This window comes from Paucibacter soli (assembly GCF_037482845.1).
GTDB classification, from domain to species: Bacteria; Pseudomonadota; Gammaproteobacteria; order Burkholderiales; family Burkholderiaceae_C; genus Paucibacter_B; species Paucibacter_B soli.
Window position 1 is genome coordinate 73,215 of the sequence record NZ_JBBHJW010000009.1, and the last position, 24,603, is coordinate 97,817.

21 protein-coding genes are annotated in these 24,603 nt (G+C 59.8%); 10 read left to right on the forward strand and 11 right to left on the reverse strand.

Annotation, left to right across the window (positions count from 1 at the left end):
- Positions 1–35: 35 nt before the first annotated feature.
- Entirely contained in the window at positions 36–542 is a 507-nt protein-coding gene (locus WG898_RS18315) for a hypothetical protein (protein WP_339604248.1), read from the reverse strand.
- Positions 543–655: 113 nt separating this feature from the next.
- Positions 656–1,054: a hypothetical protein gene (locus WG898_RS18320; protein ID WP_339604249.1), complete on the reverse strand. Its 399-nt coding sequence runs from the start codon at positions 1,052–1,054 to the stop codon at positions 656–658.
- A gap of 134 nt (positions 1,055–1,188) precedes the next feature.
- On the opposite strand from WG898_RS18320, the gene WG898_RS18325 reads away from it, so the two are divergent.
- The 9 genes from WG898_RS18325 to WG898_RS18365 all read left to right on the forward strand — a co-directional run bounded on the left by WG898_RS18325 (position 1,189) and on the right by WG898_RS18365 (position 13,409).
- The gene (locus WG898_RS18325) at positions 1,189–2,889 is read left to right on the forward strand and encodes a hypothetical protein (RefSeq protein ID WP_339604250.1); all 1,701 of its coding nucleotides are present in this window, start codon (positions 1,189–1,191) and stop codon (positions 2,887–2,889) included.
- A gap of 10 nt (positions 2,890–2,899) precedes the next feature.
- Complete coding sequence (locus WG898_RS18330) at positions 2,900–3,502, forward strand: GNAT family N-acetyltransferase (RefSeq protein ID WP_339604251.1); 603 nt, start codon at positions 2,900–2,902, stop codon at positions 3,500–3,502.
- Positions 3,503–3,951: 449 nt separating this feature from the next.
- A complete protein-coding gene (locus WG898_RS18335; protein WP_339604252.1) occupies positions 3,952–5,427 on the forward strand; it encodes a hypothetical protein in 1,476 nt (491 codons plus the stop codon).
- A 7-nt stretch (positions 5,428–5,434) separates the two neighbouring features.
- A complete protein-coding gene (locus WG898_RS18340) occupies positions 5,435–6,934 on the forward strand; it encodes a hypothetical protein (protein ID WP_339604253.1) in 1,500 nt (499 codons plus the stop codon).
- 122 nt (positions 6,935–7,056) lie between these two features.
- Positions 7,057–7,635 (forward strand): hypothetical protein, encoded by a 579-nt coding sequence (locus WG898_RS18345; RefSeq protein WP_339604254.1) that lies wholly within the window; start codon positions 7,057–7,059, stop codon positions 7,633–7,635.
- 129 nt (positions 7,636–7,764) lie between these two features.
- Positions 7,765–8,205 carry a hypothetical protein gene (locus WG898_RS18350; protein ID WP_339604255.1) on the forward strand — a complete coding sequence of 147 codons (441 nt, stop codon included), beginning with the start codon at positions 7,765–7,767 and terminating at the stop codon, positions 8,203–8,205.
- Between the two features lie 39 nt (positions 8,206–8,244).
- Positions 8,245–9,651: a hypothetical protein gene (locus WG898_RS18355; protein WP_339604256.1), complete on the forward strand. Its 1,407-nt coding sequence runs from the start codon at positions 8,245–8,247 to the stop codon at positions 9,649–9,651.
- A gap of 99 nt (positions 9,652–9,750) precedes the next feature.
- A complete protein-coding gene (locus WG898_RS18360) occupies positions 9,751–11,370 on the forward strand; it encodes a hypothetical protein (RefSeq protein WP_339604257.1) in 1,620 nt (539 codons plus the stop codon).
- Positions 11,371–12,656: 1,286 nt separating this feature from the next.
- Positions 12,657–13,409 (forward strand): NYN domain-containing protein, encoded by a 753-nt coding sequence (locus tag WG898_RS18365; protein ID WP_339604258.1) that lies wholly within the window; start codon positions 12,657–12,659, stop codon positions 13,407–13,409.
- A 93-nt stretch (positions 13,410–13,502) separates the two neighbouring features.
- On the opposite strand, the gene WG898_RS18370 is transcribed toward WG898_RS18365, so the two are convergent.
- The 4 genes from WG898_RS18370 to WG898_RS18385 form a co-directional block, all read right to left on the reverse strand.
- A complete protein-coding gene (locus tag WG898_RS18370) occupies positions 13,503–14,957 on the reverse strand; it encodes a hypothetical protein (RefSeq protein ID WP_339604259.1) in 1,455 nt (484 codons plus the stop codon).
- A gap of 195 nt (positions 14,958–15,152) precedes the next feature.
- Positions 15,153–16,481, reverse strand: coding sequence for a translesion error-prone DNA polymerase V subunit UmuC (gene umuC / locus WG898_RS18375; protein WP_339604260.1), 1,329 nt, complete (start codon positions 16,479–16,481; stop codon positions 15,153–15,155).
- A gap of 9 nt (positions 16,482–16,490) precedes the next feature.
- Positions 16,491–16,943: a LexA family protein gene (locus tag WG898_RS18380; protein WP_339604261.1), complete on the reverse strand. Its 453-nt coding sequence runs from the start codon at positions 16,941–16,943 to the stop codon at positions 16,491–16,493.
- 100 nt (positions 16,944–17,043) lie between these two features.
- Positions 17,044–17,814: a hypothetical protein gene (locus tag WG898_RS18385; RefSeq protein WP_339604262.1), complete on the reverse strand. Its 771-nt coding sequence runs from the start codon at positions 17,812–17,814 to the stop codon at positions 17,044–17,046.
- A 223-nt stretch (positions 17,815–18,037) separates the two neighbouring features.
- Here WG898_RS18385 and WG898_RS18390 point away from each other — a divergent pair, with 223 nt between their 5' ends.
- Positions 18,038–18,619: a hypothetical protein gene (locus tag WG898_RS18390; protein WP_339604263.1), complete on the forward strand. Its 582-nt coding sequence runs from the start codon at positions 18,038–18,040 to the stop codon at positions 18,617–18,619.
- Between the two features lie 134 nt (positions 18,620–18,753).
- On the opposite strand, the gene WG898_RS18395 is transcribed toward WG898_RS18390, so the two are convergent.
- The 5 genes from WG898_RS18395 to WG898_RS18415 all read right to left on the reverse strand — a co-directional run bounded on the left by WG898_RS18395 (position 18,754) and on the right by WG898_RS18415 (position 24,537).
- Positions 18,754–19,491, reverse strand: coding sequence for a YcbK family protein (locus WG898_RS18395; protein WP_339604264.1), 738 nt, complete (start codon positions 19,489–19,491; stop codon positions 18,754–18,756).
- Positions 19,492–19,498: 7 nt separating this feature from the next.
- Complete coding sequence (locus tag WG898_RS18400; RefSeq protein ID WP_339604265.1) at positions 19,499–22,348, reverse strand: type IV secretory system conjugative DNA transfer family protein; 2,850 nt, start codon at positions 22,346–22,348, stop codon at positions 19,499–19,501.
- 26 nt (positions 22,349–22,374) lie between these two features.
- Entirely contained in the window at positions 22,375–22,863 is a 489-nt protein-coding gene (locus tag WG898_RS18405; RefSeq protein ID WP_339604266.1) for a hypothetical protein, read from the reverse strand.
- A 197-nt stretch (positions 22,864–23,060) separates the two neighbouring features.
- A complete protein-coding gene (gene icmP, locus WG898_RS18410) occupies positions 23,061–24,158 on the reverse strand; it encodes a type IVB secretion system coupling complex protein DotM/IcmP (RefSeq protein WP_339604267.1) in 1,098 nt (365 codons plus the stop codon).
- A 34-nt stretch (positions 24,159–24,192) separates the two neighbouring features.
- Positions 24,193–24,537, reverse strand: a complete 345-nt coding sequence (locus WG898_RS18415; RefSeq protein WP_339604268.1) for a lytic transglycosylase domain-containing protein — start codon at positions 24,535–24,537, stop codon at positions 24,193–24,195.
- Between the last annotated feature and the right edge of the window lie 66 nt (positions 24,538–24,603).

The window sequence follows — 24,603 nt, forward strand, 5'->3', positions numbered from 1 at the left end:
TTATTTGGGCCTGGACTTGTCTTTTGCGCGCGATTTCATCTGGGTATTTTTTTAGCTCGGCCAGGCCGAGGTGCTGCTTTCTGGCAAATGGGGCACCACGAATTCTTGTTCTTGACGTTGTCCCAGTTGGCACCCCATTCGTGACCGGCGAAGCAGCGCCATTTAACGGGCACCTTGGCGCTTTTGTAGGCGCCGGATAGGCACAGGCCTCCCATTCTCTGTGCATGGGCCTGCAAGAGCTTCAGTTCAGCCTCCTTGAGCAGGTCGGTCTCTATCCTGGCGCACTCGGCGCACCAAATTCCGCGCGCCAGGTTTCGAGATGCAATGTCGAACTCGTGCTTGCGTGCGCAGCGCACAGTGAGCAAGTAGGACCTCGAACCTTCAACCGGCGGCCCTACAAGCAGCAGGATACCCATCCTGACCGCGCTATACCGCTTGAAGGTGTCCACACGAGCCTTGGCAAAGCCAGGCCGCTTGACGTCGACGATGCCGGGCTTTGACTTGTGCTCTGGGCCCGTATGCTTCCGCGGCTCAGTCTTCATGACGGTTCTTCATGTTCGTTCTAGCGTTTCTTGATAAATGTCAAGATAGCTCAGGGCTCCGCAGAAATCGCGTCCAAAGGCCCGGAAATCTGCAAAAAGGGCCCGTTTAGGCTTCAGTGAAGTGTTCGCGGGTGCACTTCTGACGCTTCGGTTTCTTCCTGAGCCTGGATGGCGTCCTGAGCAACCAGGCGCCATAGCTCCAGGGTTAGGAATCCAACTTCGACTCGCACGCCTGTGTCTTCGAATAGCCCGGAGCCGAGCAGGGGCGCGCGCAAGGACTCGTTCTCGTCGACAGTCTTGGCCAGGAACATGTCGGGATAGATGTTGGCCTCTGGCACGTTCACGCTGATCTGCCCCCACGGCGTGTTGTTGTGGACCAGGTAGATGGCCAGGCGCCCGTTCTTGTAGCGGGTGCGCATGACGTCGACCTCGAGTCCGTCATCGATGAGTGAGCCCAATCGAACTGGAAACTCATCGGGCTTTGGTGGTGGCGGCGGCGTTGAGGTACTCATCTGCGAAGCATACCAACTCATGGGACAGTTAGGCATCATATTGACAGTGTTTGTGATATTTCGTACACTGCGATTCGCACCCTCTCGTTGCGGTCTCTTCTTTCCAATTCCATTCGGAACACGCCGAAAGCATCATGACGACCTCAACACGCCCCTCTCTTGCCGTGATCTCTGCCCTGGATGAGCCTATCGCGTTCGTGGGGGTCGCCAAGACAACTCTCGCCGAAGCTCCCGTGGCCGAGCCGTTTGACGCTGTCGCTGAGGTCGCCAATATGCTTGACGGCATCACCGCCAAGTCGACGCGCACTGAACTTGGTGAAGTCCTCAGGCAGGTTCGGTGCTCCACCAATCCGGACTTGCTCACGGCCAAAACTGCGGCCATGTGCTTGAGGAAAGTGAGCCATCTCGTCGCCTCCAACGAGAAAGAATTTGGGTTTTTTGCCTGGAGCGAAGGATACGTTCATGACCTTGGCGCCCTCATCAGAGAAGCGGCTGACGAGGATCTTCGCCTGGCCTACGAGGTTGCCATCTCCATGAGTCGGCATCCCATCGAGTTGCGGGACACGATTTCCATTGCTCAGTTCGGCTGTCTGCAGGGCTTGATTAGAGACCTCAAGAAGGAGCCGGATTTCAAGGAGATCCTTCTCGAATTGAGCTCCAAGGTCCCGGGCTTTCTGGCTCATCTGCCGGGTCCGTGGGAGCACGGCGCTGTCATCACCAAGGACATGGCGGACACTGCAACGAATAGCATTGAGCGGTTCGCATACGCCCCGGATACAACGCATGCATTGCGTGGACTGGCGCTGGACCGCCTCGCCTCCATCAGGAGGCTCTTCGATCTCGATTGGATGCCGCCGCGCGAAGCCATGACGGAGCTGCGCGTGCGCTTCAGCTGGGATCGCGCAGTTCGATTCAAAGGAGCTGACGACGAGCACTTCAAGCTGATCCTCGAGAAGGCCGTAGAGAACCTAGCCGGCCTTGGGAATCCCTTGGCGCATATCAGTCTCAACTATCAACAGTTTCAGAAACGACTACGAGAAATCGCTGGCTTCTCCGAGCGCATTCAGCAGTTCGACCTCATCAAGGACTTCTTCACCATCGCGGCTCCTCGTCTCTCGCTCTACGGGCATCAGGTTCCGATGCGCGCAATGCGATTTATTGCCGACGCGCACAAGCCCGAGGTTGCCAGCAAGATGCTCATCGCGGCTGCTGCCTCGGCCAAGGATGGCCTCCTGGCGGCGCCATCCGTGGATGCTGGATTCGTGGTCAGAAATTTCGCCCACTTCTGCGCTTCCATCGTGCATCGCCAAGACCCTTTGGATGCTGGGGCCAGGTATAGGAACGTAGCTGACGCCAAGGAAGTGCACAAGCTGATCCTCTCCATCGACTGGGAATCACTGGCTGTTGACATCCCGACGCTTGATGTCGACTTCCGCGTGGCTGAGCGCAAAGCCACCATGGATTCAAGGTCGGCTGTCCGCGCAGTTCGCTTCGCCTTTGTCGAGGCCGGCGTCATTGAGTTAAGCCGCCTTCCCAAGAAGGATCTCACCATGGCGAACCTCGGGCCCATCCTGCTCAGGTCCCCGAAGCGCCTGGCTGAGGTCACTGATCTCGAGTCGTTCAAGCGTCTGGCTCGCCAGGCCAGGATCCCAGTGCGGATTCCCAGCGAGGCTACTGCGACCTCTGCGACCTCTGCGCCCGCCCCCAGCAAGGGTGCCGCCGAAAACGGCCCCGAGATCGCCGCATGCATGCGACGTCAGATAGAGGAAGTCTCGCAGTCTCCAGCAGCGCAGCTGCAGGTCTTCGGCCGTGTGCGTCGCGCGCTCAAGCCCTAAGGGCCTGGACATGGAACCCGATGCCTCGAGCATCGTCGTTGAGCGCCACCTCGGCGCTCACGCCTACTTCGCCAAGATTGGCGATGTCGTCGTCGGCAAGGCATCGGCCTGGACCGACTCGGCCGGCAGCTTCACCATTCAGGAAGTTGTCGTGCACGCCGCCTTCAGGCGCCGCGGCGTGGCCCGCGCGCTCTACTCGCGCATCGAGGCAGAAGCCGGCAAGCTGCTCGTGCCCGCCGTGTCGCTGAGCGACGATGCCTTCGAGTTCTGGAAGCGCTTCAGGCCAGAAGCCGTCGCGTTGGACCTGCGACATCGTCGTACTGAGTTCATGGATCAGAAGGTCGAAAAGTCTGGCCGCCTGGCCACGATCATCCGGGTCAGCGCCCGCGTCGTCACTGCGCGCTACGACGATGCCGTCGAGCGCGCGAACTCCGAGACCTGCATCCATCGGCGTGAACTCGACCAGGCGCTGGCCGCCGGCCGGGCCCGGGTCATGTCCACCCGAATCGCGCAGATCCACGAAGCGCCAGCGGCCGCTGAATCAGCTGCATCAACTGCATCAGCCGAGGCCAGCGAACCGGCGCGCCGCGCGCGTTCGCCGGCGCCTGTATGAACTCCATGGGACCTGCGGGCGCCGCGTCATTCGCGTCAACTCACCTGGCGGGCGCCAGGTTCCGCCAGGCGGCTCACGTCAGCCACGTCAGCCACGTCAGCCACGTCAGCCACGTCAGCCACGTCAGCCACGTCAGCGCCTTTCGAGCTCGAACCGGCCTCCGCCGCGCCCCAATCACCCATCCAATCGCCCATCCAATCACCCACCGGGACTCCGAAACCGGACTCGGGACTCTCGCTCCTGTCCAGGCCCGCTCCGAGTCTTACTTGGAGTCGGACTCAGAGTCCCGAGTTCATGCTCAATTCAACATCAATTGGACATCAATTGAGCATCTCTGTGCCGAACATTCCCAGTCGCTCGGCCTCGAACACATCAGTTGAGCATCAGTTGAGCATCAACTGCGCGCCCTGCGAACAAACGCGATCTCTTCAAAAATTGACCTAGAAACGATGCAGCCCCTATCAACAATCAGCAGAGACGATTTCCTGGCGATCAGCGACCTGGCCATCAGCGAAGCTCCGAGCAGCTTCTTGACGCTCGGCAAGCGCCTGGGGCAGCTGAACGCGACCACGAAGACCGAGGAGATGGCGGGTGACATAGAGGTCAGCGGCGCCACCACGACGGTGGTAACCGGCCTAGCGATCTCCAAGCTGCAGTCGATGTCCGAGCTCGAGACGATCTATGAGTTTCCGCCCGAGCTGCAGCATCCGGCCGAGCAGGTCACGGTGTGCCTGGCCATGCTGCGCAAGATGGAGGAGGACTCGGCCGACGGCGGCGATCTGATCGAGCCTTCCAAGTTCACCTACAACCAGGTCCAGCGCCGGCTGAGCCGCCTGCTGGTCGACCATCCCGTGATGATGGATCCACGTATCTTGGTCGGCGTGAAGACGGTGTCTGGCTACGAGTTCTCGACGGTCCCTTGCGCCATTGCTGAGCTATCGTTCGGCGCCCTGCCCTGCCAGGTGCACGGTCTGACCCAGCGCGAGCTGCGGATCTTTACCGGCAAAACCAGTGTGCAGAATGGGATCGGCAACGCCAGCCCGCAGACCACAGTGCCTAAGTCGTCCGTCCGCGGCCGCACGCCGCTGTGCATCGCCTTCGGAAACTCCGCTACGCCGGCGGTATCTGGCGCCACCCGCGGCGCCTTCTTGGCTTCCCTGCTCGAGCTCAGTCACCTTGCCACGCTGCACAACGGGCGTCCGCTGGTCGACTACAGGTACCGTGTCGGAGGCGACCGCGACGGTTTCTTCAAAGGCCTGATCGCCATCTTCTGGGATGTAGCCACCACCGGCGGCCGCAATTCCAACCTCTCCCTTGGCCAGCTCGCTCAAACACTTCTTCTTCCCGCGCCTTTCAGCCTCGCCGACAAGGTGATTGAATCGCAGGAGTCAGCCGCATCGAAGTGGACGGTGGCCAGTTACGGTTCAGTCCAGGAAGGTGCTCTATCAGGTATGACTGGAAAGCTCGGCCTGGGTCTTTGCGCCTCTATCGACAAGCATCTGTTCAACGTAGGAGGTGCTCCTGTAGATGCTGGCGACCTGCGTGATCGCACACGCGGAACCATCAAGCTTCTTGCCGCAGTAGGCTTGACAGACAGTGAAACTCAAGCCGCCCAGCTGCTGTGCCGCGTGGCCATCGGCGCCGGTCGCCCTGATCCCATGTGGGCAGGACCCGATGTCCCCATGGAATCCGCATTTGGCTTCCTGGATGCGCTCCACGCCTACGGAGTGGTTCCATCAAAGGTTGGGAACGAGGCAGCCAAGGCTGCTGATGTCTGGATGAACGCACTGCGGATCCACTCAGCCACCAAGAGCATGGAGAGTGTGTTCGCCAAGATCCCATGTGGCATGGTTGCTCAGCCCGGCTCAGGCAATTCAGGCAATGACGCGCCCGCCGGCCGCGCGCGCCGCAACAGGATAGTGTGAGGCGACGATGACTCCAGACCAGCTTCGACATCTCGCAGACGTTTTCAAGGCATCGCCAAGGGAGGCGGACGCCTTCATCGACTCGATCATCGGGTCCAGGCCCGGCTCAGGCGTGTACGTGAAAGGGAAGGGAGCTCGCCGTTATCTGGTTGAGCGTCCAGGCCCTGAAATTGGCGAGAGCACCGCCGACCGTGATCGTCTTGAGCACCTGGGTGACCTCATGCGGCTGGCCGGCTTCGGCGCCGAGTTGCGCAAGCTTCGCAAGGCATGCGAGACCCGAACTCCCGTGGATCCGCGTCAGCATGTCCCATCGGAGCCCTGGGTTGCCACTGCGGAACGAGTGGATCCGAATGCTGAGCCTGATGTCCAGGCCCTGGCGTGCATGCGCCTGCAGGTGCACACCGTCTTCCTCACTTCGAAGCCCTGGATTCAAGTCCTTGCCGCCAGGCGCCTGAGCCAGTTGCTGGTCGAGTTTCCGGCTCTGATGCATCCGCGCCTAGCCTTTGAATGGAATCGACGCGTAGAGGGCCCTGACCGCGAGCCAACCGAGCCTCACTCGATGGCGATGTTCTTTGCGAAGTGCTCGAATGCTCTGGCATGCATGCCCATCACCGCGCACGACATCTCTAGCAAGCAGCTCGTGGACTTCGCGGCTCACCCGGTCGTTGCTGCCGGCATCCGCGCCAAGGCCCCAACCATCCCAGGCGTCCACGCAGCAGGTGGGTCAGCTCAAGGGTTCACGATGATGGGGTACATCACTCAGACGGGCATCTCCAGGCCTGGGCTTGCGGCTTCTATGCTGCAGCTTGATCGGCTACGTCAGAAGCACACCAAGGGCGCCTCGCTGTTCATCGGGCGCGATGGGGATAGCTCCGGCTTCCTGAGGCTGCTCGGGGACTCCTTGCGCCGCCTCTGGATCAAGCCCGATGCCGATGCCTCGCGGCTATACAGGGAAATTCTGGTCTCTGAGGTGCGTCGCTCGCCGACTTTTCCTCCAAACGCGCTCAACTTGAGGCCCGTCTTGTGGCCCGTCTTGTGGCACGCGCCCGGCATCTTCCACGACAAGGTTGGGGCATCAATCCAGCGATCCACGGATCCGGAGGCCCGGTTCGAGCGCCTGAAGTCGCTGCTCGTCGAGATCGGTGGGGTGCCTGACGAGTCCGCGGCAACCATCGAAATCATGAAGGCTGTGTTTCCGAAGCCCGGTGATGCTCTTCCGTTCTCGACGGCCGTCGACCAGGCCACGGTGTCCACCGCCAACCGGATGATCGGTTCCTGGCTTTGCGCTGGCGTCGATCTGGAGGACCTACGGACCCGCCTGGCGCGCTGCCAGTCATCCGAGGAATCTCCGTGGGTCCAGGCCCTGCAGCCCTATGTGCACGAGAAGGTGATGCGGGACACGATTGATGCCGCCGGCGCTGGCCATGCCGCTGATTCCGCTGATTCCGCCGATCCCACGGCCGATCCGGTCTCCACATCAAGGCCCAGGCGCTCCAGGGTTCTTTGAGGGGCTCGGCAAGTTTCTGTGGCATCAACGCGGCTTCGGCCGCGTTTGTGTTTCCAAGGTGCATGTGATATCCAATAGACTGTGGCTCTCCGCGTCAATCATCCAGAAAATCTCTCAGCATCATGAATAAGCTCCTCTCTGCTGTCGCCGTAGCCCTGTCCATCAGTTCCATGAGCGCTTCCGCGGCCAATGTGTCCATTGAGGTGCAGTTCAATGGCTCCGAGCTCCCCTACTTTGGCGTCACGGCCAACTCGATCCGCCGGGCGGTTGCAAACCAGCTTCAGGCCGCTGGTCACACCATCGTTGACCGGGAATCGAATCCGAACGGCTACGTCGTGTACGCGCAGTTCAGCGGCTGGAGCACGGTGATGGACCAGGGTCGCACGACCTTGGCCAAGTCCGAGGGCATGCTGCAACTGTTCGAGTCCTTCAACGTGGTCGTCAATGACGCGGATACCAAGCCAGAGGCTGCCGCTGATCCGGCCTCGGCCGCCAAAGCCGATGCCAAGGGCGATGTGAAGCCCGGCGGCAAGAAGAAGCCGGCCGATATCAAGCCCGCGGCTGTGAAGCCTGTTCAGACCAAGATCGTCACGGCCGCGACGAACAGTCGCCTGTGCTCCGGCCTGGCCACCGACGACCGCCGGTCCCTCTTGTCGGAAACGATTGAGCGCTGCGTCGCCAACTTCATCAAGTCGCTGTGACGTCGTGAGCCCGTTCTTCGGGCCTGGACCGATTCTCAAGGCCTCCTCAGGGAGGCTTTTTCATTGGCGCCCCTGGTATCCGCGATCTGAGTTGCGCGGTTGATGCTGAGGTGATATCTCATCTGCAGCATGACGATCTCGAGCATTTTCCGGCGTGCGCGCGGCCTGGTTGTGCTGCCTTTGGCCATCACGGCCACGCCTGCGCTTGCCGCTGAAATCACCAGGCAGTCTCTCACCATGGCTGCGGCCGGCCAGCGCGCGCGGGAGCTGGTGGAGTTCGTCAAACCCATCTTCGAGTCCGGGCTGCAGCTCTGCGGTGCCGTTCTCATGTGCAATGTGATCCTGCTTTGCGTGGGTCTCGCCAGGCGTGATTTGCAGGGACTCGTCCAAGGCGGCTCCTATCTTGGCCAGGATCGCATGGGAGACATTCTTCGTCGCTCCGCCGCCTGCGTGGTCTGCTTCACGGGCCCGGCGCTGATCCAGGCCCTGGCTGTCTATGTCAGGGATCAGGGTCTCGTGCCCTTGCTGGTGGACTCGCTGCGCGCGGCGCGACACCTGCGGCCGCTCTGAGTTTCATTGAGTCCCATTGAGTTCCACAACTAGCCCAGCATGAGTGACATCAGTCGTCGAATCAAGACAGCCCGCGGCGGCCCGCATGCGCTTCGCCTCGAGTCCCCTGCAACAGCTCCGGATTCGTTGATTCACGAGCTCGAGGCTATTGCCGATTCCGATGCGGGCCTGGACGGGCCGATCTCGAAGCATTTCCTGCTCGCCGGCTTCACCAGCGCTGACCTAGCCCTGGGCCCGGAGTGCAACTCGGTCACGTGTGAAGAGGAGTGGTATCGGGCGGTTCTGGCCTGGGACCAGGCCGCGCGCCCAGGTGAGCCCGGCTTCTGGGCTGAGTCTGGCCCGGCGCCGTCAATCGCTGACAGGGTGATCGTCTGCCTGCACGCGCTCTCGATGCCTGCAGGTGGGGCGGCTCAAAGCTACTTCCCCGGCGCCGGCGAGCGCGCTCAGCTGGTGCTCAATGAGTTGCTGCTGTCACATCCGGTGCTGATGCACCCGCGGATCCGAGTGAGGGTCAGGTCTCTGGATGGCAAGACGACGGAAACGACCTCCTTGGCTCACGCGATCTGCACCTCGACACACGGCCATCTCCCAAGGTTCTCTGACTGGCCCGCCGGCGCCGCTCCTCTTGATCGGCTGGCCGCTTTTGCGAATCACCCCGTTACCAGGCTGGGTCTGACGACGTCGCAATTGACACATCGTGGGCAACTCAAGGCTGCTCAGTTCCGGACCCCTATCCATGCCGGGTATCAGTTTGAGCGCGAACTCGGCGCAGTAATTGGAAATCTGGTTTCGCTCTGGGAGCTTGGTCGCCTGGCAGATCCTGGTTCCAAGGCAGGAATCTTCTTGGATGCCTGGTCAGCCATCGATGTCGGACCTGGTGCAGGAGTCCTTGCCCCATATCTGACATCCGCGATGGCGCGGCTTTGCGGCATCGGTGGCTCTTCCACCGGAAACGGGCCTGGACCTGCCTGGGGTGCCGTGGATCCTGATTTCATTGGGCTCATGAGGGCGCAAAGCATGGATTCCCGGGCGCTTGTTGCTCAAGGATTCTCAAGCTTGGTCGAGTCCGTAGTTCTTGGCGACATGGTCGCTCAACAAGGGCCTGTGCATCGCTCCGCAGACGAGGTTGAGAAGCACTTTGTAGCCCTGGCTCATCTTTTGGTCGATACCAAACTGAGCACCGATCTCGTTTCGGCTGCCCGGTGGATTCGGGAGCAAGTTCAGTGTGAGCCCGAAACAGAAGTCTCCGCTGCCTTAGGCTTCATCCGGACCCTACGCAAGCATGACCTTGATTTCGTTGATCCAGCCCAGCCCCTGGGGCCTGGATGGGTCCAGGCCCTGGAAATCGACAGGACTGAGCGTCTGATGATTGAGGTTATTGGTTCCGTAACAGCAACGGGTCCCGCGCCTTCGACGCGGCATAGGGTCTCCCGAGCAGGCCTGTAAGAGAGTCCGCGAATGCCGGCCTAGCCGGCGAATCAGGATTCGGAGTCCTATTGATCCCCAGGTATTGCAGTGTTGTCGCATATGTAATATCTCATGCACATGCTCGACAACATCGACTTGCACCATCTGAACTCCCTGGTCTCCCGAGAGATCGCATCAGGCAAGTCCGGCGCCGAAGCTCTTGCAGCATTGGCCTCGGAGCTTTCTGGTCGCGTGATCCAAGCCAAGGAATTCGCCTTCGACCGAGGCCACGCCGACCAAGAATTGCCTGAGCATCTACTGCTCTGCGATACGGCGCCGCTCACCAGGTCTACTGCCGATCTCTATGCCGGCCTCAGCGGCACCGGGAAAGGTTACGACGGCATGTTCGGCAACGGTGAGATGCTCCGAAACCAGCCAGCCGCAGACTCCCTCCACCGCGGAAGCAGTTCACCGGCATCGATCCCGGTCCAGGTGACGTTGTGCCTTCGGATTCTCGGAGGCCCCCAGGTCTCCATGGAGCCGGCGCTCGTCGACGCGGTGCGCCTGCGGCTCAGCAGCATCCTCCTTGAGTACCCTGTGCTGATGCACCCGGCAATCCTCGTTCCCGTCAGGAACTCCGGAAACATCGAATTCACCACCATCGCATCAGCCTTAGCCACTACGCCTCACGGCGGCCTGCCGCGCCCTGGGCACTTTCCGATTCCGCTGGGCCTGGACAGCCAGGCCTTGATGAGGAGCCTCACTGAGTTCGCGGTCAACCCTTGTGTGATCGCAGCAATGTCAGAGCCCATGATTCGAGTCCGTGACCAGGCAGCAGGCAAGGGTGGCATCCGTTCCGACCCAAAGGTCTCCCGTGAAGTCCTTGCCCGATCCCTCCTGCGAGCCATCGGCCCGCGCGTCGAGTTCCTCGGTTCGGTGATGGAGCTCGATGATCTGCGAGCCAAGGCGTCCGGTGACTCGAAGCCGACCCCTCCTTTCTGGTGTGCCATGCAAGGCGCTCCCCAGTTGCGGCCACAGCTGCTCGGAATGATGGCGCAGTCCACGGCTGCCGCCTCCGGCCTTGTGCACACCAGCTCCACTGCCGGCCACATGCCGGACTCGATGTTCAGGCATCGCTACGACGCCAGTTTCCTTGCTTGCGTGCGGGCCCGGATGGGCGAATTGAGGCCGCTCGATATTTCGGTTGACTCGTTTGTGTCGACCATGGCCTCCGGCATGCAGCGCCGCATCTTCCTTGGCCGAGGCGACGAGGTCAGTCCTGGCGAAATCGCCCACAACACGGAAGCCTTGATTCGAGGCCTCGTGGAATCCGGTACCTTTGCGAGTACCGAGGCCGCGGCCATCTTCTCGATTCAGCACTGCATCGGGCCCGGCAGGCCTGATGACGTCCTTCCTCGTACCGACACCACCGGCGCCATCGCCTTCTTGAAGACCATCGACGCGCTGGGCGGTCTGGGCGACGGGTCCGACGAAGCGGCGCTGCGGTCGCTTGCCTTAATCCGGCATGAGGTCGCGACGATCCCGGCGCACCCGACACCCTTCCGTGATGCCTGGACAACCGCCTGTGACGTCACGATCTCCGAGCGCTCCATGTTTGCGGTGATTAACCGGATCATCCCCAGCAAGCTCGCCACCAACGCTGAGGACCGTCAGATGGCACTCGACCTCGGTGGGTCCGGTCCAGCCAATGGCGCCAGCAGCTCGCCCCCACGACGCCGATCCCGCGCAACGCTCTGAGCACAGGCCCGCTACTGCGGGCCTTTCCATTTCCGGCAACGAGTGCCCTCACGGCGGGTTTGCTTACATTTTGTTACACGGGATGACTTAGCCGTGGTGCCCCTGTCAGGCCTGCCGGTCGAGTTCCGGTGGTGCAGGTAGCAAGGGCGGGTGAGGTGCTGCGCGCTGGGTCGGGTTCGGCTGGGTGGGTGAAGTTGACCTGAGCTTTGGTGGGCCGATCTCTTCGCCTCCACCATTCAGCCCTACCCCAAGACCGCCATCGATGACATAGACCTTGATGCCCGTCCTCTTGGTGGGCCTTGTCTTGTTGATCCCTGCTCTCCTGATGCCTGTGGGTTCATCGCCTTGGTTCCCTGGCGACGTGGTGGCTCGACATCGTCTTGCCTTTGAGCTCTAAGAAGTCGTCTTTCGATATCCGTTTCACGTCTCTCGATTTCCTTGTTCTTTTTTCTCTGCCCACGTTACAGGGACAAAGCGCTGTCAACTCCATAGCGTTACACGGGACGAGATCAGCCTGGCTTGGCGAATGCGTCCGTGGCTCGAATTGGCTGTTTCCTGAGGACGCTGAAGCCCTCTGAGGACGCCGAAATCGCTCGCCCGGCCAGCGCCTTGGCAGCGAATGCCGGTGCTCCACGCGCCGTTCCGTGGGCTCCTCGTGGGCTGAGACGTGGCCAAGGGCCTGATTGATGCGCAACTGAACATCAACTGGACACCACTTGAACATCCCGAGCCCAAAATCCGACGTTTCCCAGGTTTTGCTGCTGACTGAACATCGACTAGACATCGATTGAGCATCAACTAGACATCAACTGAGCATCAAGCACGCCGCCGAGTGGACAGTCTCCGACTTTGGTGTTTGACTTCATTACGTTTTGACCTCAAATCACCAAAATTCACCACGGGACATGGGCTCTCGTGGTGATTTCTAGCGATTTGACGTGGATTGGACGCGCATTGGGACGCTGCAAATGGCGACACCAAAGTCGCGCCTTGTCAAACCGCTACTTTGGTGTTCTATGTGAGCACCTATTTCCGGGTCGCGGGCTCGAAAACTTGACGCTCGGTGATCTTGGTGTTTAATGAATTGGGCCTTTTGTGGTTTGAATCGCAAGAACTCACCACCGGACCCGGCCGCTCGTGGGTTCCTCTGGTGAATTGATGCTGGCCGGTAGGTATGCCGATGGGCTCCCACTACCGCGCAGATCGCTCCCAATCGATAGCCTGGCGGCTCGTGTAACGCTTCGCGGGGCGCTGGCTCCACGTCGAAAACGAATAGAGGGATTGCGATGACCAACAACACAAAGAGCACCGAGGCCCGGGTCGCCGTCCTTGTGGATTGCGACAACACCTCTCCGGAGATCCTCGAGTTCGCGCTCACCGTCGTCGCCCAGTTCGGCCGGCTGGTCCTGCGCCGCGGGTACGGCAACCACACGACCTTGGCCAACAAGTGGCAGGACGCCCTGGTTCGCCTGGCCTTCACTCCGTGCCTGCAATTCCAGTACGCCGCCGGAAAGAACACTTCCGACATCGCGCCGGCTCTCGATGCCATGGAGGCGATGTTCGATGATCGCGCGGACACCTTTTGCCTGGTCACCAGCGATTCGGACTTCGCCTATCTGTGCCGGAAACTTCGAGAGCGCGGCGGCACGGTTCATATCGTCGGCGAGGCCAAATCGCCAGATGCCCTCCGGAATGCCAGCGACCAATTCTTTAAATGGGTCCCGCAGGAAGCTGCACCTGGTGCGCCGAACCAAGCCGGCGCCAAGAAGAAGGCCCCGAAGCCGCCGGCTAGGCGCCGCCCCAAGGCGGTCATCAATGCCGTGACACTGATTGCCGCTGACACCCCTGACGGACAGATTGGGCTCGGGGCGCTGGGCCAGTACCTGAAGCGGACCGACCCAGCCTTTGCCCCCAAGTCCTTCGGGTACCCCACCCTCTCGGACATGGTGCGGGCCTACCCCGAGCTGATGGTCAGCAGCGAGACCGGGACAGGAATCTGGGTTTCTCTGAAACGAGGCCCTGAGCACCAGGAGGATTGATCCTGAGAGAAGCCGGCACCGCTTGGCGACATGTTGCCGCCGGGCGGTGCTGCTCACTCGGCCCTGTTGGGCTTGGATCTGCCGACAGCACCCTCAGCCCTTCCTCTTTACGCAGACCGAATGAGCCACTCGGAGAGCTATATCTGTGCATGCTGCTTGCCACCTACTGGGATCCTCGAGACGCAGGGCAGTCATATCGGCTTCCGCCTGGACCACCTCCGGACTCTTCAATAATTTCCTCGCCAAGGTTAGCGTCGACGGTTCGTGTTCAGACCACCAACTGACTTGATCTGCCAGGTAGCTCATTTCATCCAGCGAAACAGGCACTAGGAACTTTTCAGGGTATGCGCTCGGATCCATGAAGCGACGCTTCATGACCAGCTCCCTAAGCGCCGGAGCCTGAAACACCGCCAGCAACAAATGCTCAAGCGCATACGTGCGCGCCATTTCGGATTTGCTGGAAAGCATCAACAGCCCGATAAGGAAATGCCCGCGCACCCCGGGCATCCATGCGCCAAGCCCAGTCAGGCGAGAATTGACCGTCTTGCTGTCTATCAGCTCCAGTGTCCGGAGTCGAACGTAGTGGTCCCGCACTCCCAAGTTGTCGCTTGGGTTGAGTGCCATTAGCCACTCGGCTAACTTCACGGCGTCAGCTGGATTCAACTCCTCGCTTGCCTCCATCAAGGCGTACAAGAGGCGGTGGAAAAATCGATTGCTCAAGCTTCCCCAGTTCATTGATCGCACGCCATGCTGCTCCAACAACTGCATTCCTCGACGCACGCCATCTGCGAGCACGGTCATGTATTTCTCGTCCCCTCGATCTTTGAGCACCTGACCCAAGACAAGGTAGCCGTACAGGAAGTCTTGGCGCTTGTCGAGCAATGCCGCAAGCTCCTTCGCATTTACGGCGTCGTCAGGCTGAGGCCGCCTGGCTTCTTCATTGGGGAATTCATCTTGCAAGAACCAAGCGTCTTGCTGTGCCACAAGCCGCCGGCATGCAGCTGACTCGGTAAAGGAGGCCTCGCCTGGCGGCTCCATCCGGCCATCCCAGCGGCGGATGCCGTACAGGGGAGAACTCGACGCTGAGATGTCTCGCCCAGAAAGTCCGCCCCAGTCCTTGGCCCCGTAGACAAAAGCCAATGCGTCGCGGACTACTGGCTCCGAGGCCTTTAGTTCGGTGGCGAGCTCGGAAGCGAACCTCTCCAGTGTCGCTTTTTGCTTTTCATTTGGGGGAACCTCTGGTGGCAACTGAATCAGCATCCGCAGGCACTTTGCTAGCGGCGCCATCGACGATGGGTCGACGCTCTCGGAGTCCGCCATACGCTGCAGGGTGGTCTGCATCGCGTGCCACTGAGCAAATCCTGCGCACACCGAAAGCGCCTCTAGGCACTGGGTGTGCATACTGCTGGGTAGTTTTTTTCGAAGCGCTTTCGCGTGCCGCTTGACAGCATCGAGCAAATATTCCGCGAGCCTGGGAACAAGTGTTGACGTGAGATTGATATAGCCGATACCCGCCTCATCGGCGGCGGCTTGCAGGGCCTGGTCCATTGTTGGTCTCCAAGCGCGCCACGCAATGATGAACAGCTCACTTGTTCAAGGGCGCGCGAGGTGACGAACATTTGGAGGCGCAAACCCTAGGAATCCGACCGGTTCGTACGTTCGCCATCGTGAGCGGCTGGCGCACCGGGAGGCGCCGTTGACGATTTTGTAGAACCGCTTTGTAGTCGTCAAGCTGGGCGCTACTTAGGCGCGTGCAATCGGGATCTCGTTCAAGCATGTGGTGTAGCGCGGCGTCCTTCTCTCCTGCCGCATCGACCAAGTCGCCTTCTCCTGGCTCACGCCGGTGCTGGCCACGTGCAGCGACCCGCGGCCGTACCTGGCATTCACCTGGTCCATCGCGGACATCAGTTTGCTTCGGTCGCGGCGTTCCTCGTGGGCGCCCTCCCCTGCCCCGCCTTCGACAAAGAGATCGAGTTCCCCCTGCGCGAGCCCTTCAGGCTGCAGGTCGACGAGCATGACGCCGCATTTGGCAAAGCGGTAGCCTTCTCTGAATATGGCTCGCAGCCCACGGGTGGCCGCGGAAACGATCAGATTAGTGTCCGAGGTCGGCCTGACCAGCGGGACCGTGATGCTCCCGCTGTACTGGGCGTCTTTCAGTCGGAATAGCGAGGTCCGGATGAACACCGAAACGGCGCCGGCGAAGCTGGACTGGCCTCTCAGCTTCTCGGCCGCCCGGGAGGCAAACGCCGAGCTCGCCTCGATCAAGTCGGCCTCGCACATCACCGGACGTCCGAATGAACGCGAGCACATGATCTGCTGGCGAGGCTGGGGCACCTCATCAATGGAAATGCACGAGACGCCCTGCAGCTCGCGCACCGTCTTCTCGAGCACCAAGGAAAACCGCTTCCTGATCGTCGCGACGTCGACGCGCACCAGGTCGAGCACCGTCCGGATCCCCGCTGCCTCGAGCTGGGCCCCGATTCGCGGCCCGACGCCCCAGACCTCTTGCACCGGTGTCACGGCAAGAAGCTTGTCCAACTCCTCCTGAGCCAGCTCGCCCAAATGGCACACCTTCGCAAGGTGTGCCGGGTACAGGCCCGGCTTGCGCTCCGCCGACTTGGCGATGTGATTGGCCAGCTTGGCAAGGGTCTTGGTCGGCCCGAATCCGACGCAGGTGGGAATGCCGGTCCACATCAGAACCTTGGCGTGGATGGCCCAACCGATCTCGGTGAGATCCTTATTCACCCCTGCGAAATCAAGGAACGACTCATCGATGGAGTAAATGGACTGGCGAGGGGCGAAGGACCCGACTATGGCCATCATCCGCTCGCTCACATCGCCGTACAGCTCAAAGTTGGCCGATAGGGAGATCAGGCCGGCGGTGCGCTCCAGCTCTTTGAGGCGGAACGCTGGCTCACCCATCTTTATGCCCAGGTCCTTCGCTTCGTTGCTCCGGGCGATGGCGCAGCCATCGTTGTTGCTCAAAACCACGACAGGCTGGCCCTGGAGGGATGGGCGAAACGACCTTTCTGCGGACACGTAGAAGGCGTTGCCGTCGACGAGGGCGTACATGAGGTCCCCTCAGATCGAGAACTGTTTGACCGCCGTGGTGACGACGCCCCAAATCTCGATGACCTGGCCGTCCTTGGGCACGATGTCGGGGAAGGTCGGGTTCTCGGCCTTCAGCTTAATGTTCGACCCCATCTTCCAGAGACGCTTGACCGTGAACTCACCATCCACGATGGCGACCACGATGTGGCGGTGAGAAGGTTTGACTGACCGATCCACCAGGATGACGTCCCCGTCATCGATACCAGCATCTCGCATCGAAGCGCCGCTCACCCTCATCAGGTAGGTGGCATGCTGATTTCGAACGAAGGCATCGTTCAGGTCGATTCGCTTGCCACCCAGGTCCTCGGCCGGGCTCGGGAATCCGGCCTGTACAGAGAAAGTGACGGCATCGACGCCGGCGGACACAGCTGCGCCACCAGGGGCGACCTGCGCAAAATCAACGTCTTGAATACTACTGTGCATCCATACAGTCTATCGCGGCCGATCTGAAGCGCCAGGCGCCAATGACAAAGGGCGCCGCGGCATTTGCCGGCGGCGCCCTTGAGGCTTGGATGTCGAGGCCTTACTTCTTCTTCTTGGCCTCGTGATGCACTGCATCGGCGAGGCCGTGCACCTTCATCCAAGAAGGGAACAGGATCTCGCAGCGTTCATCGCCCTGCGTGGTGTTGAAGATGCATACATCCGGACGAATCAGGGCGACTTGCCTGATGCGACCTGGCGCGTCGATATCGTCGGCAACCGGAAGCACCATCACCTTGACATGACGTACATCTGCGTCAGCGGCGAGCCACTTGGCGAACAGGTCGGGGCGAAGCGCGATCTGCGAAACCCGATCCATTTCCTTGGAGAAGTCGCCACCCTCTTTCTTGATGAAGACCTGAAACCTGTGGAGCACTTCCTTCTGGAAGTCGGCCTGCATGCGACGGATATTCAAGAAACCGTAGGCATCACCGGTGTCTTTGAGCATGGCACGATTGACGAGCTGCTGCGAGATTTCGCCGACTTTGACTTCGTAGTCGATATAGGCGAACTGAGCATGCAAGTGTCGAGCGCGTTCACGCCAAAACTGCAACTCCTGCAGGGCATCGCGATGTCCGTATAGGGCCAATACACCTTCACCGTCCTTCGGTGCGCGTTCGCCGAAAGCGTCCGAGTGGAACGGCGCCGACTTCAGCAGCAGCTGAATTTTTCCGTCCTCGGTGAAGCGGCCAGCTTCAGCGCCGGCAACGACTTCAATTTGGGCGTCAGGGGTTCCTGGCGTGCCATGCACTCGGTACAAGCAAAACGAAGTCAGCTTGACTGAGGCCGAGTTTGGCGGCTTAGCAAGGGTCATGTGAGAACCTCAAAATAAGATATCTACTTCGCACCACTTTCGTCTTGCGTGCGGACAGCGTTTCGCATATCATTTGCACCATTGACGAATATGGCAAAGAGCCCATAAGCGAGCCATCTAGTTAGAGATTCTATATCACATACACCACCTGTCAAAATACTTTCTAGACGTTGGTGAATGTTTTCAGCTAATCCCACTCTTTTGAGCGACAACAGGAGTATTCATGATCCCAACAGACCGGCCAGTAGTTGGCAAGGACCTCGATTCGATCCGTATCATGCATGGGATGCTGACTGCTGATGCCTGCTGGTTGTTCGGCATGTCCATCACCAAGTGGATGCACGTTGTACGCCAGGCTCCCAACGAGCCTCTGCGTGACCCAACGCTTGCGCTGCTGATTCGCTTCCTCGACCAGCACCCTGAAATGTCGGTGATCCCAAAGTTTCCGGAAGCCCCGGAGATGTTTGATCTCATCAACAAGATCCAGGACGTTGACCAGAAGCGCTTCTCTGTCCTGTTCGGCTCCGAGTCGTCGGCCACCTATCGCTGGCTGAAATCGCCTGGCTCGCGCGTTTCTCCGGCCGTCGGCCGACTGATGCACTACCTGAAGATGTCCCTGCTTGCCAACCCACCTGAGCGCCGCGGCGTCATGCTCGAAGAGTGGCGTCAGACCGTGCAGACGGAGGCCACAGCCCGCGGTGTCAATGACATCTTCAAATCGGGCTCCTGGAAGCCAAAAGAGCCGAAGCCGCCCCGCAAACGCGCTCCCAAGAAGAATGCCACAAGTACTGAAGTCACTACTTGAACCCAAACTGGTTCCTCAAGCCATCCTTGGCGTTTGAGATACCAGCAGCGCCACGTACCAGGTTTCAGGTCAGTGGTTTTCCAGATATCAGAAAGCCGCCCATGGGCGGCTTTCTTGTCTGCAGTCGGGGGGGGTCAGCCTCGCTTTCGCGACTCAGTGCTGATCCAGGTCCGAGACCGACCGGTGTCGACGTGCACGAACCCGCGGTTGACGTAGATTCCATTGCCGCCAGCGACGTTGAACTGCTTGGCCATAGCGCCGAGCATAGAGCTGGAAATGCCCTCGACACGGATGTCTGCTGCCTTGGCGTATAGATGCAGCGAATTCAGCGCCGCGCCCTCGGTTGCGCTGTTTGTCTGTAGGGATCTGAAGCCAGACAAGATCTCAAAGTTTGCCTCTCGGCCATTGTGCTGAGCCCAGCGCTGCATGCCACAAAGGAGATCGAGGAGCCCTGGATCCATTGCAGCCAGCTTTCCGGCCTGGACATCGCGGAGCAGCATGCAGGCTTGCGCATAACCCTCACGATCCAGAAGGCCGTCCTGTGTGCAGTAGCGAACCCGACGAAGGGCGCCATCTCGCCGCATAGTGATCGACCGCTCACCGGAGAGCAGCGCCCTGCGCCAGTCTTGCTGGGAGGCCACCGGCGCCTGCCACCACCGCTCTGCTTCCTGCTGATCTGCCGGCGTCGCCTGCGCTCGCGCCTCTTCGTCGGCCCTTGCCTGGGCCTCGGCAATCGAGTTGCGCAGATACCCGGAATCGAACTCTGGCGTGCCAGCGATCAATGTCTGAGCCCGCGCTTGGGTTGAAGCGGCGAGCGCCACAGCCGCAAGCCCAAGGAATCCTCGCCGATCCAGGCGATCAATCAAACCCACGCCCAACTCAGTCTCCCAAATCGGCAGCAACGCCGAGGATCTCGGTCACGCGCGTGGCGACCTCTGAGAACCTGTTCATATCAGGCTTCTTTGCCGGCGCCTGCAGCGGGTACTTTGTGGCCTGACCAAGATCGCCTGCCACGATATTCGCAGTCAATTCGGCTTCTTCTGAAGAGGCACCCATCGCCTTCTCGATTTCAGCGATACCCGAGACGGTCGCGTCGCGGTTGAGGAGCCCCTCTTCCGCCAGTGGCTCATCGAATCCGAGTGTCATGTCGTAGCCAGCACCAACATCTGACTCGTCTTGGGGCAGATCCTGGCCCCCGCCATCGATGTCGTTGTCCGCCATAGCAACCATTGGAGGCATCGCGGCTGCGTCGCCGCCGAAGAGATCCGTGGCAGTTGCGAAATCGTGCTCCACCAGCGCGGCCGGCACCAGTTGTGCACGCTCTGGAACCAAAACAGGTGGCGCGAACTCCTCTCCAAACTCATCTTCACCGCCAGGTTGAGCAAACTCTGTGCCCGGCTCGACCAGCCCGTCGTCATCGCTAAACGGGAAGTCATAAGCAGCTGAAGGCTCCTTCAGTTCCTGCGCCTGCACTTGACCGAATCCGCCGCCGATGCCTGTCTGAGCTCCTGCAGCCTCCAGGATTGGCTCAATTTCACCTTCGTGGAACAGACCCTTGTTCGGCTCGTCCAGAGCCGCCGCTTGCTGACCAGAAGACTGATCCGCAGGTCCACCCCATGGAGGCTGCTGCTCCATCTCTCCCCAAGGTGATTCACTGTGAGCAAGAGCGCCCGCCTGCATTTCGCCGGCGAAGTCGATTGGTTGAGATTCGTCGCCCTCGTCGAATTCGAAGTTGCTTGCAGTCAGCTTTGTGAAGGTGCTCGCCCGACGAGCTTCCGCTTGCTGGCAATGAGCCAGCACCATGCCTGCGCGCATCAGGGCTGGTTGATCCTTGAACTGGGCAAATGCATCAAGAACGTCCTTCAAGTCAGCAACTGAACCAGCGACATCCATGAAGGACTTCATACCGCCGTCGGCCATCACCGCGCGCTTGAACTTGTCGCTACTGCTGGCGAATGCCGCGACCTCGTCTGGGTCCGGGCGAGCAACTCGAATGAAGTGATTCACCCGCAGCTGCTTCACATTCTTTGGGTTGGCGAAGAACGACTTCACGCGCAACATCGTGTTGCCGTAGAACAGGTTCCACTCACCTGAAATTTGCCCCCGCAGACCCTCAAGGCTAACGCGATCCATTCTCTCCACGCTGACATTCTGCTCAGCCTTGAAGCCAGTGGGGCCCAGCGAGCCAGGATCCGTCTCGTATCGACCGTAGCGCGTGAAGAGACCTTGACCGCCAAGGCTCTGGAAATACTTGTACGTATCAACGCACTCAAGCTTGCCGCAGAGCTTTGTATTCGTGTTGGCCAGCGTCGACTTTGCCTCTTCCTTCGAGGCCTTCTCAAAAGCCGGCAAATCCTGTCCTGCAAAAATGGCAGAAAAACCGAGCGAACGAGCCTGCGCCGGCACAACGGCGAAGCCCTCAACAGCGTAATAGCCGTACTCATCCAGCACGCACATGAACGGGCTAGGGCTGTTCGTAGGCTTGGCCGAGATCACCTTGGCCCAGTCACCTTCAATGGCAGATCCAAGGCCCTTAGCCATAGTCGCCTTGATCGAGGCAACAACGATTCGACCCAGGTTGGTCAGCTCGGTGGGCGACTTTTCCAGAGCCGGCAGCAGCACGACCAGGATGCGGCGGTTCAAGAACACATCAACGAAGTCGATCTCCGCAAGGGGAGTCTTCATGATGTAGCCGTAGGTGTCAGATAGTGAGTTGAACGTCCGGCCGAGCTGCATGGAGATGTAGCCGTGCTGCTCGTGCGTTGTCTCGCTCTGGTCGTGGTACTTTTCTTTCTTGTACCCTGGCTTATTCATCAGGTAGGCGCGGATCCCGTCCAGCGCCCCAGATTCAGCCAAACCTGCATATCGTTCGGGGTCGCGCCATGCAAGGTCCTCGATCTTGTTGAGCTCAAAGTAATCTCGGATGACGTTCACGTCTAGGTTCAGGCCGTGGTTGTCACGAAGATAGACCAGCGGCTTGATGAGCGCTTCAACGAACGACTCGGCTTGTTGCGTCCAAGTGCTCTTTTCACCGGTCGCCATCAGGCCTTTGACCAGTTCGCTCAACATGCCTGACGAGCCGACGGCAAACGGATTCAGTGTGTTCGAGAGCTTGCTCGACTGCGCACCGTAAATGTCTTTTGCACCCGTCTGGAAATTGATGACGAGGACATCGTCTTCGCGCCCCATCGAGCGCGCCATTGAGTAAATCTTTCCGTACAGCGAGGAATCCGCCTTGCCGTCAACATAGATCAGGCCGGACCCGTGGATCAGTGCGTTGTAGACGAGGGAAATGAGGTACTCAGTCTTGCCTGAACCAGTAGTTCCCATGAACAGCATGTGCGTCCGTGCCATGCCGTCAGAGAGCCAAACTTCTTCACCCGTATCTTCGTCATTGCCCATGTAGACAATGCCCTCCGCCGGCGAAGGCTTGCGGTCCTTAGGGCTGATTTCCTTCGGGTCGATCTCATTCGACGTCTTGGGCATCCGCAGCGCCAGGCCGGACTTCTTCTGCACGGAGCGCGCGTAGAAGAAGAAGGCCACGCAAAGCAGGAAGAGCCACTCAGCGAATTGACGTCCAAAGAAGATGGCGATGCCGAAGCCGACCATCACCATGGCAACATTTTCCTCGCTCGCCAACGCGTCAGCCATGCGGTCGCCGAGGCTCCGCGTGTCATAGATCAGCGTGGACTCTTTGCGCTCCAGCCTTGTATTCAGCCCTTTGACCATCGGGATCTACCTTCGAAGTGGCTGAATTAGCGTGGAGCGCAGTTCAACGCCGGTGGCTCAATACTGGGGGCCTGGAGCTGCGGCTTGAACTCGTACTGGCCGGCAGCCAGCTGCTCAAGCGTTGGTTCACCAGGGTTGAACGACTTCGATCCGACCGCTTGCTGTTGATGGACCTGGCGCGCCGCTTGATCCCCAGCTGACGCGGAGGGTGCCGAGAGAGTGCCCAACATCAGCGCCACGAAAAACAAGCCAGCGAGGCCACCAACCCACTTACCCAGTTGACCCAGCCGGAACTCACCACCAATACCTGCGTGCGCCTTCATCAGTTGGGCGTGCGCATTTTTAGCACCGAGCTCCGAACCAAAGCTGGCCAGCTTGGTCAAGGCCGTGTCATCAGGGCCGGAGCCGCCCATAAGGCAACTGACGCCCGAACCCTGCGGATGCACTTGAACCGTGATGAATTTGTAGGCCTCGGCATCGACCGTGAATGCGTTCGTTCCGTTGGTCAAGATCACTGGACCAGTGCGGCTTAGGAATTCCCCCCTCCGACGCTGTCGGCGAGCCGACACAGCATCTGTCTCAGGAAATCCGGGAACGAAGGTTTTGGCCTGCTTACGGAATGGCTTGGACATGGGCAGCTTAATGTCAGTGGTGTACTGGATATATTCTATACTAATGGAGCAAAACTGTCAATTTCACCCCAGGCAATCGACTACAAGAACAGCCGATGCTCTTCGTCGCTCTCGCTGAAGTCCTTCAAGGCCAGATCGAGTCCGTCAATGGCTTTCTCAACCATCGGGCTGGGGCACGCAGCCCCAACGGTCTTCTCGAAGAGCCAGTGGCCCATGATGCCAGCGCACTCCACATGAAATGAGTACCGACCAACATTGTTCAGCGTGTACCAGAGCTTCCGATCCACCGTCTTCAGCCAGATGAACATTGGGCTCGCCAGGACGCCGTCTGCCCGCGATATCTGCAGCATGGTCGCCATCACGGTGAAGACATAGGCGTGACGCTCGATCACCATCTTTGCTAGGCGATGGCTCCCATGCTCAGCGATGGCCGCATCTGCGAATGAAGTGTCCATGCCATTGATGCCGCCTGTCTTGAAAGTTGAGGCCATCTTCCGGAAGGCAGTCGTTGAGTCGGTGCCCTTCCCTGCAATGCGTAGCAAGAGTGCCGCATACAACGCCCTTGTGTGCTTTGGTAGTGCATCGGGACCAGCCCAGATCGTACCCAGCTGCGCGGAGAAAACGTCGCGACTCCTATCGCGGTCGAGCTTGCCCCCTCGCTGCGCCAGCTTGTTCTTTTCAGCAAACTCCCACTCAGTGAGAGCCACGGCGTACTCGCCCTTCGTGATGTCGCCTTCAACCATTTCGACCTGCCGTCCAGCCACAGGCGCAATTTCGGGCCATAGCGCAGCTTCCTGCTTAGCAAGCGAAGACATTGAGTGTCGCTTGGCATACCGACCGCGGAAGGACTTCACGTACAAGTAGTACGTCATGACGAGTATTGGCGGAATGAACAGGAACCTGACGTAGTTGCCCGTCTTGGTCAGCATGTGCACTGTCTCGACAAACTCCAGTGAGCCGCCATTCAAAATCTTCAGTTTTCCATACAGATCAGCGGCGCCGTCAAAGAATGGCATGAAAAGCGAGAGCTCGTACTTTCGGACAACGCCCATGAAGGCCGAGTAGTGCCTGCCAAAGAACACCCAGAATATGAGCGCCATGATCGTGATTGCCAATGCAATGACGAAGATGTTCCCTTCGAGGTTCGGGTCTGATTGACCAGGTGACTTTTGCGCCATGAAATTTCCTTGGTGGGGTGATCCCCGTGACTATTTACTGCCTTGCTGACCGTGGATCCAGCACAATCGACTGCATCTGCTGATGAACCTTCAAGATGTACCTGGCTGACAAATCCGACCTCTTGTTGTGATACCTCCCGATGCCATACCAGAAGTCGCCACCAGCTTCGTTGGTTCGCTTGCGGAGAAGGAATGCGCCCACAGCAACATTGAAGCAGCCGTCGTAGGCCAGCAGCTGAGCCATGGCGGGACTGGTAATGCCGTAGAGCGCTGATAGCTCTTTTAGGTGGATCGTGTTGATCTGCATCGGCCCCATGTCGTAAGAGCCGTCGGAGTTCAAGCTGAACTGCCCGACCCGACCGCCCTCGGTCTTCATCACCGATGCCAGTCGCCACGGCTCGAGATTTTGCCGCTCAGCTTCAGCGTTCAGACATGCTTGAGTTAC